The 14,167-nt window shown below is 56.9% G+C and carries 14 protein-coding genes; 1 reads left to right on the forward strand and 13 read right to left on the reverse strand.

Annotation, left to right across the window (positions count from 1 at the left end; translation table 11 throughout):
• Positions 1-72: 72 nt before the first annotated feature.
• From SBG_RS17530 to torC, 12 genes are all read right to left on the reverse strand, one after another.
• Entirely contained in the window at positions 73-1,113 is a 1,041-nt protein-coding gene (locus SBG_RS17530) for a cytochrome c-type biogenesis protein CcmH (protein WP_001211604.1), read from the reverse strand.
• Positions 1,110-1,667, reverse strand: a complete 558-nt coding sequence (dsbE, locus tag SBG_RS17535; protein ID WP_000828282.1) for a thiol:disulfide interchange protein DsbE — start codon at positions 1,665-1,667, stop codon at positions 1,110-1,112. Before dsbE ends, SBG_RS17530 begins: the two co-directional genes overlap by 4 nt.
• Positions 1,664-3,595: a heme lyase CcmF/NrfE family subunit gene (locus SBG_RS17540; RefSeq protein WP_000982402.1), complete on the reverse strand. Its 1,932-nt coding sequence runs from the start codon at positions 3,593-3,595 to the stop codon at positions 1,664-1,666. Before SBG_RS17540 ends, dsbE begins: the two co-directional genes overlap by 4 nt.
• Positions 3,592-4,071, reverse strand: a complete 480-nt coding sequence (gene ccmE, locus SBG_RS17545; RefSeq protein ID WP_001026423.1) for a cytochrome c maturation protein CcmE — start codon at positions 4,069-4,071, stop codon at positions 3,592-3,594. Before ccmE ends, SBG_RS17540 begins: the two co-directional genes overlap by 4 nt.
• Positions 4,068-4,280 carry a heme exporter protein CcmD gene (ccmD, locus tag SBG_RS17550; protein WP_000074115.1) on the reverse strand — a complete coding sequence of 71 codons (213 nt, stop codon included), beginning with the start codon at positions 4,278-4,280 and terminating at the stop codon, positions 4,068-4,070. Before ccmD ends, ccmE begins: the two co-directional genes overlap by 4 nt.
• A complete protein-coding gene (locus tag SBG_RS17555; protein ID WP_000266014.1) occupies positions 4,277-5,014 on the reverse strand; it encodes a heme ABC transporter permease in 738 nt (245 codons plus the stop codon). Before SBG_RS17555 ends, ccmD begins: the two co-directional genes overlap by 4 nt.
• A gap of 83 nt (positions 5,015-5,097) precedes the next feature.
• Entirely contained in the window at positions 5,098-5,757 is a 660-nt protein-coding gene (gene ccmB / locus SBG_RS17560; protein ID WP_000990021.1) for a heme exporter protein CcmB, read from the reverse strand.
• Complete coding sequence (gene ccmA / locus SBG_RS17565) at positions 5,754-6,374, reverse strand: cytochrome c biogenesis heme-transporting ATPase CcmA (protein ID WP_000888553.1); 621 nt, start codon at positions 6,372-6,374, stop codon at positions 5,754-5,756. Before ccmA ends, ccmB begins: the two co-directional genes overlap by 4 nt.
• Positions 6,375-6,379: 5 nt before the next feature.
• The gene (locus SBG_RS17570) at positions 6,380-7,780 is read right to left on the reverse strand and encodes a cytochrome-c peroxidase (RefSeq protein WP_000724479.1); all 1,401 of its coding nucleotides are present in this window, start codon (positions 7,778-7,780) and stop codon (positions 6,380-6,382) included.
• Positions 7,781-7,969: 189 nt separating this feature from the next.
• Entirely contained in the window at positions 7,970-8,602 is a 633-nt protein-coding gene (gene torD / locus SBG_RS17575) for a molecular chaperone TorD (protein ID WP_000240622.1), read from the reverse strand.
• Positions 8,595-11,147 carry a trimethylamine-N-oxide reductase TorA gene (gene torA, locus SBG_RS17580; protein WP_000790695.1) on the reverse strand — a complete coding sequence of 851 codons (2,553 nt, stop codon included), beginning with the start codon at positions 11,145-11,147 and terminating at the stop codon, positions 8,595-8,597. The genes torD and torA overlap by 8 nt, the downstream gene beginning before the upstream one ends.
• Complete coding sequence (torC, locus tag SBG_RS17585) at positions 11,137-12,321, reverse strand: pentaheme c-type cytochrome TorC (RefSeq protein WP_001230250.1); 1,185 nt, start codon at positions 12,319-12,321, stop codon at positions 11,137-11,139. Before torC ends, torA begins: the two co-directional genes overlap by 11 nt.
• Positions 12,322-12,450: 129 nt before the next feature.
• Between torC and torR the strand changes: the two genes are divergently transcribed.
• On the forward strand, positions 12,451-13,143 hold the full coding sequence (gene torR, locus SBG_RS17590; RefSeq protein WP_024135146.1) for a two-component system response regulator TorR: 693 nt from the start codon (positions 12,451-12,453) through the stop codon (positions 13,141-13,143).
• Here the strand turns inward: torR and torT are convergent.
• A complete protein-coding gene (torT, locus tag SBG_RS17595; RefSeq protein WP_001259559.1) occupies positions 13,116-14,156 on the reverse strand; it encodes a TMAO reductase system periplasmic protein TorT in 1,041 nt (346 codons plus the stop codon). The two genes, torR and torT, sit on opposite strands and share 28 nt — an antisense overlap.
• Positions 14,157-14,167 lie beyond the last annotated feature (11 nt).

Here is a 14,167-nt window from a genome sequence, read left to right on the forward strand (position 1 = left end):
TTACCCGATAAGCACTCGGGTATAGGCAGGCCGGATAAGAGGCTTTACGCCTCCCTCCGGCGCCTTCCACGCTTACCTGCCCTGCTGCGCCATCGCCTGCCGGATACTGCGCTCAATCACCGCGCGCCGGGTATCGTCTGCCGGCAGCAGTTTCAGCATCATCTTCCAGGCCGCCACCGCCTCGCCAAAGCGCTGCTGCTCAAAGGCGTTAAACGCATACAGGCTTAACACCCGCACGCTGGCGTGGTCACTTCTCACCAGCTGGCGCAGCAACTCCCCGCCGCGCCGGTTATCCTCCGGGTCGGACGACCGCGTCAGGGCTTCAGCATAGCCTGACGCCGCATCGCTGTTTTTCGGATCCAGGCGGTAGGCGTTCGCATAAGCCTCTGTGGCGGTACTGGCATTACCCAGTACCATACCGGTGCGCCCCAGCATGAGCCAGCCCTCAACGTTGCCGGCATCCTTTTGCAGGCGGGTCCGCAGCCCCAGCGCCAGCCGCGCCATCTCCTCTTCATCCAGCGGCTGCGCCTGCGGGTCCAGCGCCCGCGCCAGCAGCCCCGGCGTCTGCGCCGTTGCCTGCTGCCAGTTCCTGACCTGCTGATAGCTGCCGGTCAGGGAGTAACTGGTGGCGGCCACCCCCAGCGCGATAACCACGCCCGGAAGATACATCCCCACGCCTGCGCGTGGTCCCGCCGCAGGAATGCCGCCGGCAAAGACGTCCTGCCGGATACGTACCCGGCGTCGCGTCCGGGCGAAAATCACCCAGCCGCCAGCGCCCGTCGCCACCAGTGGCAATACCCATAACAGAACAGTCAGCGGAGTTAATGGCGGATCATAAGTAATGAAGTTGCCGTAGCGGGCCACCATATAATCGACAATTTCCTGCCTGCTCCTGCCTTCCTGCATCAGTTCATAGACTTTTTGCCGCAGGTCGGTCGCAATCATGGAATCAGAGTCCGCAATGCTGTTGTTCTGGCATTTCGGGCAGCGCAGCTGCTCCGTGAGCTGGCGGAACTGCTGCTCCTGCGCCTCGTCTTTAAACGGCATCACGTCGATGGTTGCCAGCGCTGACCCGGAGATAACCAGCATCAGCACGCCCAGTAAAAACCTCATTGCGCGGCCTCCCGGCTGTATTTATCCCACAGCGGTTTCAGTTCACTTTCCCATACCCGGGCGTTCAAATCGCCGGCATGGCGATAGCGGATAATCCCGTTGCCGTCGATGAGGAAGGTTTCCGGCGCGCCGTACACGCCCAGGTCCAGCCCCAGCATCCCGTCGCTGTCAGACAGGCTCAGCGCATACGGGTTACCTAACTCCTTTAACCAGACGATGGCCTTTTGCCGGTCATCCTTATAGTTAAGCCCGACCACCCGCACGCCCTGCGCTGCAAGCTGGTTAAGGTACTGGTGTTCAGCGCGGCAGGTGGGGCACCAGGTCGCCCAGACGTTAAGCAGCACCGGTTTCCCCTGCGTCAGCACCTCCGCCTGATAGTACCGGCCTGGTGTCTCCAGCGACTCCAGGCGGAACGCCGGCACCGGCCTGCCAACCAGCGCCGATTCGAGATGCGCCGGATCATCCCCCTCAGCGTTGCGCGCTAACTGCCACAGCAGCGCCGCGGCAATCAGCAGAAAAATCAGTAACGGCAATAACAGTACGTTGCGTTTCATACGGCCTCCGGCGACGGTTTACGGCGGCGGTAGCGCGGGTCCGCCAGGCACAGCAGCCCGCCCAGCGCCATCAGTATGCCACCAGCCCAAATCCAGCGAATAAACGGTTTGTAATACAGGCGTACGGCCCATGCGCCGTTATCCAGCTCCTCGCCGAGCGCGGCGTACAGGTCGCGGGTCAGCCCGCCGTCAATCGCCGCCTCGGTCATCACCATCCGGCTGGTGTTGTAGAGGCGTTTCTCCGCATGGAGCACCGCCTCCGGCTCCCCGTCGCGCGTCACCCCGATAATGGCCACCCCGCCGCGGTAGTTGGGCCCGGTGATGTCCCGCACCTCCCGGAAGGTGAACCGGTAGTGGTGGATATCCACGCTGTCGCCCGCCCGCATCCGCACGTCCCGCTCCACGCTGTAATTCTGGCTGAAGGCGATGCCGGTAATCGTCACCGCCAGCCCGAGGTGCGCCGCCACCATCCCCCAGTAGCTGAGGGGCGTTTTCGTGCCGCGGGACAGGCGCTGTACGGCTTCGGCCACCGCCAGCACAACAATCCAGCAGGCCATCGCCATCCCCACCGCCGTCATGGCGATGATGTTATCTTCCAGTAGCCATGGCAAAAGTACCGACAGCGCCAGGGTAGTGACAACGGCAGCCAGCAGCAGCGTTCTGATTTTACGTGGCCTGTCACGGCCCCAGCGCACCAGAGGCCCAATCCCCAGCAGCAGGGCAAACGGCGCCATCAGCCAGGTGAACATGGTATTGAAAAACGGTTCGCCAATCGAAATGCTGCCCAGCCCCAGCTGTTTGTGTACCAGCGGCAGCAGCGTGCCCAGCAGCACCACCAGCATGGCGGCCATCAGCAGCACGTTATTAGCCAGCAGCAGCGACTCCCGCGACCACAGGGCATTGTTTACCCGGGAACGCACCTTATGTCCGCGCGCGGCGAACAGCAGCAGCGAACCGCCTGTCACCAGCACCATAAAGGCGAGGATGAACATGCCGCGCGACGGGTCGGAGGCGAAGGCGTGGACCGACACCAGCACGCCCGAGCGCACCAGGAAGGTGCCCAGCAGACAGAGCGAGAAGGCGCAGATGGCCAGCAGCAGCGTCCACGCCTTAAAGCTGGCGCGCTGTTCGGTGACCGCCAGCGAGTGTATCAGCGCGGTGCCTGCCAGCCACGGCATAAAGGAGGCGTTTTCAACCGGGTCCCAGAACCACCAGCCGCCCCAGCCGAGCTCGTAATAGGCCCATGCGGAGCCGAGCACGATACCCAGCGTCAGGAAAATCCACGCCGCCAGCGTCCAGGGACGCGAGAAACGGGCAAAGGTGCTGTCCAGCCGCCCGCTCAGCAACGCGGCAATGGCAAAGGCAAAGGCCACCGAGAAGCCGACATAGCCCATATACAGCAGCGGCGGGTGGAAAATCAGCCCCGGATCCTGCAGCAGAGGATTCAGATCGCGCCCTTCCACCGGAAAGTCCGGCAACGTGCGGGCGAACGGGCTGGAGGTAAAGAGGATGAACAGCAGAAACCCGGCGCTCACCATCCCCATCACCGCCAGTACGCGGGCCACAATATCCGGCGGCATGGACTTGCTGAACAACGCCACCGCAAACGTCCAGCCGCTCATCAGCAAGACCCATAACAGCAGCGAACCTTCGTGCGCCCCCCAGGTGGCGGCCACCCGGTACCAGACAGGAAGCTGCGTGTTCGAGTTGCTGGCGACGTAGAGCACCGTGAAGTCGTTAACCACAAAGGCGTGTACCAGCACGGCAAACGCGCCCGCCACACAAAGAAACAGCAGCCAGGAAAACAGCCTGGCTGACGCCATCATGCGCGCATCGCCGCGCGCCACGCCCCATAACGGATACACGGACAGCAGTAACGCCACCCCGAGCGCCAGGCACAGCAGCCCGTTGCCGGCTTCAGGCATCATGATGATTTATCCTTATAAACGCCCTGCGGACGGCGGTGGTTTTCCTGCATCGCTTTTTCCACCTCGGGCGGGGTGTAGTTCTCGTCGTGTTTGGCGAGCACCTCCTGCGCCTGTATGTGGTTACCCTTCTCCAGTGTGCCCTGCACCACCACGCCCTGCCCTTCGCGGAACAGGTCCGGCAGAATGCCTTCATAGCTCACCGTCACCGCCCCTTCGGCGTCATAGATACTGAAATTCACCTTCAGCGAGTCCGGGTCGCGCCGGACGCTGCCGGGCATCACCATACCGCCGACGCGCAGGCGCTGGCCGGTTTCCGGCATCTGCTGCGTTTCGCGCTTACCGTAAAGGATTTCGCCCGGGGTATAAAACAGGTCGATGTTCGAACGCAGCGCGTACAGGATAAGCGCCAGGGTCAGAGCCAGGCCTGCCAGGATACCGCAGGCTATCCATAACCGGTTTTTACGTCGGATATTCACGCGGCCTCCCGTTGCGCCTGCGCCGCACGCATCCGGGCTTCCCGGGCGCGCTGCTGCGCCACGCCGCGTAAAATGGCGCGGTGCTGAAAAAAGGTATGCAGGACCAGCGCCGCCAGCGGGACCACGGTCATTGCCACGGCCAGCCAGACAAAAAAGGCGTACCCGCCCATGGCGAAAAACTCGCTCCACGATGAAAATGCCGGACTCACTGGCGCCCCCTTTTCAGTATCAGTTCGCTCACCCACGGGCGGCGTTTTTCCATCATTAAAATCAGGTTGCGCATACGCATCAGCGCAAGCGTCATGAACAGCAGCAGGCAGCCGGCTATCGCCCAGCGCAGCGGCGAGCGCATCGCCGGGTCGATGCTCTGCTGCATCCGCGTCGACCCCTGATGCAGCGTGTTCCACCACTCAACGGAGTAATGAATGACAGGCAGGTTCACCACGCCAATCAGCACCAGGATCCCCGCCGCACGCCCCGCCAGTTTGCGGTCATCAAAGGCCTGCCACAGGGCAATAACGCCGGCGTAGAGGAACAACAGCACCAGCTCCGAGGTCAGCCGCGCATCCCACACCCACCAGGTGCCCCACATTGGTTTTCCCCATGCGGAACCGGTAACCAGCGCGATAAAGGTAAACACGGCGCCAGCCGGCGCCATCGCCGCAACGGCAAGGCTGGCCATTTTCATCTGCCAGACCAGCCCGGTAAACGCGGCGACAGCCATCGAGGCGTAAATGCCCATCGACAGGATGGCCGCCGGAACGTGCAGGTAGATGATGCGGTAGCTTTGCCCCTGCTGATAATCCGCCGGCGCAAAGCCAAAGCCCCAGACCCAGCCGATGCCCAGCGCAACCGCGCCGGCCACCGCCAGCCAGGGGATGAGCCAGCCACAGATCTGATAGAGCCGGGGAGGCATCGCCAGTTGATGAAGTGTTTTCCACATAGTTCAGTCACCAGACTCCATTAATGAACATTCATTTTGCCGGAGGGGCGGCTTCGCCCTGCGGCCTGTAAATCCTGTGCACATTACTGCACGCTGACCCGTAACGCCGCCGCCGTGGCAAAGGGGCTTAACGTGGCGCTGCCTGCCAGCAGCGCCCCCAAAACCGCCAGGTAGCCGTCAGCGGGTAAATGCATCGACGCCGCCTCCATCGCCGCGGTGGCAAAAATCAGCACCGGGATGGCCAGCGGCAGGACCAGGACGCTCAGCAGCACACCGCCGCGTTTCAGCCCCACCGTCAGCCCGGCGCCCGGCGCGCCGAGGAAACTCAGCGTCGGGGTGCCGAGCAGCAGCGTCAGCGCCATCATTTTCCAGCCGCCGGTATCCATCCCCAGCAGCAGCGCCACCAGCGGGGAGAGCAGTATCAGCGGCAGGCCGGCCACCACCCAGTGCGCCAGCACCTTTGCCAGCACCACCGCCGGCAGCGGCAACGGCAGCAGCATCAGCTGCTCCAGGCTGCCGTCCTGCAGGTCGTCACGGAACAGGCGCTCCAGCGCCAGCAGGGAAGCCAGCAGCGCCGCCACCTGGATAATTCCCGGCGCAATCCGCGCCAGAAGCTGCGGCTCCGGGCCAACGCTCAGCGGAAACAGGGTGATGACAATCAGAAAGAACCACAGCGGATTGGCGATTTCGGCGCGGTGGCGAAACGCCACACGCAGTTCGAGGCGGAAGATGCGCCACATCATTGCCCGGCCCCCTCAGTGGCCAGCGCAATACGGCGGATTTTATCCGCGGCAGCGTTTAACGGCTGGTGGGTGGTCAGCATGACGCTCCCGCCCTGCCCGACGTGCTGCGCCATCCGCCGGGTGAGCCGTTCCACGCCGTTAACATCGATGGCGGTGAACGGTTCATCAAGGATCCAAAGCGTGGCACGGGTCAGCCAGAGACGGGCCAGCGCCACCCGGCGCTGCTGGCCGGCAGAAAGCTGATTCACGGGAATATCTTCGTATCCGGCGAGCCCGGCCTGCGCCAGCGCCTCCAGACACTGCGCCGTGTTGCCGTCGTGATGATAAAAGCGCAGGTTTTCCAGCGCGGAAAGCCGGGTTTTTATCCCCGGCTGGTGGCCAATCCACAGCAGGTTCTGGTGATAGCTGTCGCGCACGCGGTGCAGGGGTTCGCCCTGCCAGTACACCCCGCCGCTGTCGGGGCGCGCCAGCCCGGCAAGCAGGCGCAGGAGGGTGGTTTTCCCGGCGCCGTTGCCGCCGGTAATTTGCACCCACTCCCCGGCGCCCACGGTGAACGACAGCCCGCAAAACAGCGTCCTCTCGTCCCGCTCGCAGTGCAGTTCTCTGGCTTCAAGCATCATCGTCATTGCGCATATTCAGGCTGATAGGGCGTATAAACACCAGTCAGGCTTTCCAGGAAGGCGACGATATCGTCAATATCGTTTTGTGGCAGATCGGTGCCAACCTGATAGCGCAGCATCAGTTTTACCGCGCCATCCAGCGTCGGTACATCACCCCGATGGAAATAAGGTGCCGTTAACGCCACATTGCGTAAACCCGGAACTTTTTGTCGTAATTTATCGCGTACCTCTTTAGTGACGTTCATACGACCAATATCCGCCGCTGTAATTTCACCAAAATTAAAGTCACGTTTTAATCCTAACGGTTCAAAGGAACGCCCCCCCAAAATGATACCGCCGTGACAGGTCGCACATTTATTCTCTTTAAATAATTGATAACCGTGTTTCTGTTGCGCGGTCAGCGCACTTTCATCTCCACGTAACCATTTATCAAAAGCAGAGTCCGGTGTTATCAATGTTTTTTCAAATTCAGCAATCGCATCGGTAATATTTTCCCCGGTAAATCCTTGCGGATAAACTGCCTGGAAATCTTTTTTCAATACCGGATCTTTATCAAGCTTGCTAATAATTTCATCCCAGGATTTAGAGGCCATTTCGATGGGGTTTAACGGCGGTCCGCCGGCTTGTTCTTGCAGGGTCGCAGCGCGACCATCCCAGAATTGCTCAATATTAAAGACCGAGTTGAAGACCGTCGGCGCATTTATTGGTCCTACCGCACCGCCAACGCCAATTGAGGTTTTTCTGCCATCTACACCACCAGCATTTAACGCGTGACAATGCGCACAGGATATTGTGCTGTCCCCGGATAAACGTTCATCATGATAAAGACGGAAGCCTAAATCGACTTTTTTAGCATCGACAGGGATATTGCGCGGAATAGGCTGAACGGGCTCATTCCGGTGCGCTGCATCGGTATCGGCGCTGGCATAATGACGTTCACGCTGATCGGCTATCCAGGTCAGAATGTCAGTACGCTCTTTATCGCTAACGCCCCCGGCCCAGTGCAGCGCGACATAGCGGGTTGGCGGCATAGTCTGATGTTGCATAACCCATTCAATTTTATTTAGTTCGCTTTGCGGCACCGGCGTATCTGCAATCAGGGCGGCACGGACTGCCTCAAGGTTAAACGATTTATAGCCGAGCTGGATATCGTAATCCATTAGCTGCTTTGCCACCGGAAAAGAGGAATAAAAAGGTAATTCAGCGGAAGGCGTATGACAATAATCACATCCTTTCTCCCTGAAATAGCCAAGAATTTTATTATTTTCTCCCACCACAGATGCCTGCACATCGCTTTTTTTACTGCGTTGTTTGTCGTAATACCATACATACCCGGACAAACCTAAATAACATAACAGCCCAACGGTGATAACCGTTGTCGCATAGAGGGTAATTTTTTTCATATCATTATCCTTATGGGGTATTGCGGCATGATTAATTAAATTTTATTTTTTTACTCATGAGGCCCGTCAATACTAAATGCAAACCCATTGTGGATATTGATTGGTATCAATAATTACAATTGACCAAACCTATAGATATGATAACCCCCGGCTATCGTAAGCGTTTTTTTGCGATACGTATCACTTATTTCATTTTGTAGCCACAACGCGCAAATCCTCTTTTCCATCATCAAAACGAACGATAGCCAACAATAATTGACTTAACGCAGCATAAAAACCATAGGGATCATGCTTAACGCAATTATTTGTAAATTCCGGAAGCCACTCCAGTAATGACGATAATGTTTTCTGACGTAATTTATTCATTCTGCGTTGTTGGAACGATTCACCTAACGAAAAATGTAAATGGCTCAGTAATTCCAGATAAATGGCCAGATGATCGGCCGGTTCTTTAAAGTCGTCGTTGACGTCCATCCCGGCGTCAAGCAATAAATGTTTAATCATGCCGGGGTCCTGCTGCGGGTAGTGCGAGGCATAAGGCAATGCCGCTTTTTTATCCGTCAGCAGAAATAACCCGCAAAAATCTGCCGCCAGTTCCAGTTGCGCATCCTGGCGTAGACTAAGCGCGGCAATTTTTTGTTCGACCAACGCCACCGACGCCGCCAGATCTGGCTGGCGCTTTAATAACGCCAGCCAGTCCGCGATCTCCGCGGACTGTAATTGCCTTAACCCTTCCTCATCGACTTCCCGGAAAAAGAGCAACGCCAGCCATGCATATACACAGGCATACTGTTCCTGGGCAAGCGTTATTTGCTTAACCATGTAGATCCCCCTGCGATGCGGGGACATATTCACACTGCGCGACCATCTCCACAGGGCCGTTAAACGCCGTGACGTTATCAACAGGGCCGGTATATTTTTCAATTTCTACCAGCGTAGTATGTGCGCTGGTCGCCTGTGCGAGTTGCGACGTACCGATATCCAGTGTTAATACGTTAGGGTTGCCATACTTACACAACGCATTAATTTTCCCCCCTTTATCAGGATCGTACCATGCGCCTTCATGAATTCTCGCCACGCCCGGCGCGTACCGATCGGAAACTACCGCTCCCGCCAGTACCTGCCCACGCGCATTGAATACCCGCACGATGTCGCCGTTACGGATCCCGCGTGCGCTGGCATCCTGTGGATTAATAAAGACCGGCTCCTTGCCACCAACAGCGTAGTGTTGGCGCAATGTTTCCGACTCACACAATTGGGAATGCAGGCGGTAATCAGGGTGGACGGACTGTAAATGCAGCGGCCAGCGCTGCGATCCCGGCCCACCATGCGAACGTTCGATTTTTTCAAACCACATCGGATGGCCCTGACAATCGTCATATTTCATGTCGGCGATCGTTTTGGAGTAAATCTCGATCAAGCCGCTTGGCGTTCCCAGCGGTTCCAGGTCCGGATCTTCGCGGAAGGCCTGATGGCGCACAAACATTTGCGGATGCTCAAACTCAATGTACTCCTGCTGATTCCAGAACACCTCAAAAGTCGGTAAGTGGATACCGCGGCCTTTCCCCTGCTGACTCCCTTCCTGCCAGATGCGCTTCAGCCACCCCATTTCATCCAGACCTTCCGTGAACGCTGCTTCACGGTTAAAGCGGCGGCAGAGATCGCGGAAAATGTCAAAGTCGTTACGCGCTTCAAACTGTGGCGGAACAACCTGTTTCATGGCAATAATGCCGCGGTTGGAGTGGTTGCCGAACTGATCGAGGTCGTTACGCTCAAATTGAGTGGTAGCCGGCAAGACGATATCCGCAAAGCGGCAAGTCGATGTCCACTGGTTATCAATAGCGATAACCGTTTCCAGCTTGCGCCATCCCTCAATCATGCGGTTAATTTGTTGGTGCCGATGGAACGGGTTGGTCCCGGCGAATACGCACATTTTCAGCGATGGTAATTTAACCGATTTCCCGTTCCAGTTAATCACTTTCCCTGGCTCGAGGATGGCATCCATAAAACGCGCAATAGGAATGGTGCTGCTGTAACCTTTGTAATCGGTGCTGTCGTGTACTGGCGGAACGGTCGTCGAACCGGAGAAGCCGCTTAAAATGATCCCCTTACGGCTCGGCGTACCGGCGCCGTTATAGTGCCAGCCAAAGCCAAAGCCGCCGCCCGGTAAACCAATCTGCCCCAGCATTGCCGCCAGCACGACCACCATCCATGACCATTGTTCGCCATGCTGCATACGCTGTACGCACCAACCTGCGATGATCTGCGTTCTGTCGCCCGCCATCTGCCGTGCCAGCGCGCGGATGGTGTCGGCGTCAATACCGCACAGTTTTTCCGCCCAGGCGGCATCTTTAGGTTGCCCATCTTTCTCACCGAGCAAATAGGGGAGAAACTGTTCAAAACCGACGCAATAGTTAGCGAGGAAGTTTTTATCGTACAGTTTCTCACTGTACAGAGTATGCGCCAGCGCCAGCTGCAACGGAACGTCCGTCTGCGGGTTAATGGCAATGTGTTTAACCTTATCGCGCCCCAGATAATCATGCGTGGAAGTGACGACCGGGTCGATGCTGATAACCGAGATATCGCCGCTGGCGACCTTCTCTTTTAATTGTTCATAGTACTGATAGACATCGTGATCCGGGCACCACCAGTTCGCCTGCTGGTTTTTCACCATATCCGATCCCCACAGCACAATCGTTTTACTGTTCTGTAAAACAAGAGGCCATGACGTTTGCTGTTCGTACACTTCCATTGAGCCGACCACGCGCGGCAGAATCACCTGCGCCGCGCCGGTGGAATAGTCCCCTCCTGTGCTAACGCTATTGCCATGCAGCGCAATGGCGCGCGCCAGCATCCCGGAGGCGTTATGGAACATACCGGTAGATTGCCAGCCGCTCGCCGTCAGTAACGCACTCGGCCCATAGGTTTTCTGCACCCGCTCCAGCTCCTGATAGAACAGATCCAGCGCCTCATCCCAGGAGACCCGCACAAAACGATTATCCCCACGCTGCGAGGTGTCGCTTTGATGACCTTTGCGCATCCAGTCGACACGCACCATCGGGTAGCGGATACGCGCCGCATTGTGAACATGATCGGGCAGGCCGGCGATCATTTTGGACGGATATTTATCCTGTTCAAATGGTTTTGCCGCCACAAAGCGACCTTCGGCTACCGTGGCGCGAATCGCCCCCCAGTGGGAACCCGTCAGGATACCTTCTTTCGTCGCGGCGCCAGGCGTCACGGCATCCGCCGCATGAGCGCTGCGAGGCGTCAACAGTGACGGCCCCAGCATTCCTGCCACCGTCAGGCCGCCGAGTTGCGCCAGAAAACGACGACGTGAGACGTATAACGTGTCCTTATTTTTCATTGTTTTCTCCCTTATCGCTGTGCGGCGTAGTGGTGGTATCAGACGCATTCATCTGGAGATATTTCAACAAGGTACGTTCTTCACGCTTATCCAGACTGGTAAAACCGATCATGCCATTGAGCGTGCCGATCCAGCCGTTAGCGTCGAAGTGCGCTTTATCCGGCGCGCCATGACACTGGTTACAGGTTCCGTTATAGAGCGAATCCGCGTAGGCCCAGATGGGTTTAATATCATTCACCATATCGCCTTTTTGCATCCATGCGGTCGCCTGTAACTTGCTCCACTCGGTATTGGTTGCGGCAACGGTCGTTTTTTCCAGCGTTTTCACATGCTGTTGCACATCACCACGAATCGAAGCGACAAAAATACGTTTACCGGGCAACTGCGTCAGTACGCGCTGGCGACCGTCCGTCTCCGTCCAGCCTTCGACTTGCACCTGCAGCCAGTCCCCGTCCCGTTTAAGGACTTTCACTTCAGAAGCGGGTAGCAGCGAACCAGCCGGTTCTTTATCACCTTTAGCGGCGTAAATCGGCTTGATATCCAGCGAATAAAGCGTATCGCCGTCATTATGCGTACTGGCACTGGCGCGCAGTTCTTCAAATTGTTTGCGGAAACCGCTGCTCATATCCGGTAGCTGATGGGCAATCCCTTTATGGCAGTCGATGCAGGATTGATTTTCTTTCGCGGCGATTTTCATTTGCCGCGCTGCTTCCGGGTTCTGTTTCGCGTGATCCATTGCGTCGTAGTTATGGCAGGAGCGACAGGTCGCGGAGTTATTCTCTTTCATACGCGCCCATTCACGCTCGGCAAGCTCGGCACGTTTGGCTTCAAATTTTTCCGGGGTATCAATCGAGTGGGCGATAAACGTCTGGTAAAGATCGTTACTGGCTTCCAGCTTACGTTTCACCATGCCGGGGATATCTGGGGGGATATGGCAATCGTGACATTCCGCGCGTACGCCAGAGGCATTCTGGAAATGGACGGACTGTTTATATTCCTGATACACCGGCTGCATACTATGGCAGCTGACGCAAAACTCTGTCGAACTGGTCAGTTTGATACCGACGTGAGGTAACACAATCAGCGCGACACCGATCACAATCCCGACAATGACCAGCGCCAGTATCGACCAACGGGCGCTTGGCCTGAGTAGCGCTCTCCAGAGTTTTCGCATAATAGCCCCTGTAATTATATGGTTTAATGCGCAGATCTTATTCCGCAAATATGAACAGCGTCACTGGTCAGGATGAACGGGATACGGCAATATATGAACAGATATGAACAGAAAGAGATCGCGCGCAGGATGTCACATCACATTGTTATTGTTGAGGATGAACCTGTTACTCAGGCCAGATTACAGGCCTATTTTGAGCAGGAGGGGTATCGCGTTTCGGTGACCGACAGCGGCGCGGGCCTGCGCGACATCATGGAGCATGAGCACATTTCGCTGATTCTGCTGGATATCAATCTTCCCGATGAAAACGGGTTGATGCTGACCAGATCACTACGCGAACGCTCCACGGTGGGCATCATTCTGGTGACGGGGCGTTGCGACCAAATCGACCGCATCGTCGGGCTGGAGATGGGCGCGGACGACTACGTCACCAAGCCGCTGGAACTGCGCGAGCTGGTAGTGCGGGTGAAAAATCTTTTATGGCGCATCGATCTGGCTCACCCCACGCCGCAAAGCGTCAACGAAAACTGCTATGTTTTTTCCGGTTATTGCCTGAATGTCATGAACCACACGCTGGAATACAACGGTGAAACCATTAAGCTGACGCGTGCAGAATACGAACTGCTGCTGGCTTTTGTCACTAACCCAGGTAAAGTACTACATCGAGAACGCCTGCTGCGGATGCTTTCCGCCCGCCGCGTAGAAACGCCGGATCTCCGCACGATTGATGTATTGGTTCGCCGCTTACGCCACAAAATTACACCAGAGCTACTGGTTACCCAGCATGGCGAAGGTTACTTTTTAGCCTCAGATGTGTATTGATACAGATAGACAGGCCGGAAACCAGGCGGCGATAGCGAACGGCGAACGCGCGCGCTGTCAGCGTTTTTATGCGTCAAAATAAGTACCGGCGGACTAATGTTTCCAGGCACGGACTGACCCTGTAAGACCTTAATCGCCTGCGCTATTGCCAATTCTCCCTGCCAGGCCATCTGATCGCTGAGCGCCATCAGGATATGGCCGCGCTTTAAACCGCGATAAACCTGATGCGTCAGATAAAACGAAACGATGGTGAGCGGCGACGTCAGGTTCCGTCCTTCCCCCATTGCCGCCTCCGCCGCTATTGCCGACCCGGCGACCACATTGGCGTCCGGATGGCGCTCCAGCATTTCCTGTAACAAGTTACGCTGTACTTCAATATCATTATCGCCCCAGGCGATATCCACGATGTTAATGGCGCTGCCTTTAATCGCCTGCTGAAAACCCGCGACCATCTCCTGGCTTCCGCCGGCTTCATCCGGCCCAGGGAAGAGTAAAACGTTAAGCGTTTTTCCTTTGCTCCACTGCGCCAGGTAACGTCCTGGCAGGTAGCCCATCTGAAACCACGGCAAACCGACACGGGTCGCCACTCTGGCGTCATGAATCATATTCACCAGTTCAATAACCGGCAAATGACCGGCATACCGTTCCAGCTCCGGGAAACGGTCGGTACTGCTGCCAAGCAGAATCGCATCAGCACCCCATTCCCGGCATTGCATCATTTGTTGCTGCTGAGTCGCCAGTTGTCGATAGCCGTTCGCTTCCAGCACTTTTAAATCAACGCCATAGACGTTAGCTGCTTTCTGCATCCCATAATTGACGGACAGCCAGTAAGAATCTTTCAGGCTGGGGTATAATGCACACAATTTCCAGGGTTTAATGGCATTGACTGACGTTTGCCGCCACGGAATCGCCCGATCGGCACGCGTCCAGTGCAACAACCCGGTTCCGGCTAACGCCGTTTCTACATTCGAGACGATGATTATCAAAAAAAAGAACGAAATAAGCGTGCGCATGATAGCCCCAT

Origin of the sequence: Salmonella bongori NCTC 12419 (genome assembly GCF_000252995.1) — a bacterium.
Classification (GTDB): domain Bacteria; phylum Pseudomonadota; class Gammaproteobacteria; order Enterobacterales; family Enterobacteriaceae; genus Salmonella; species Salmonella bongori.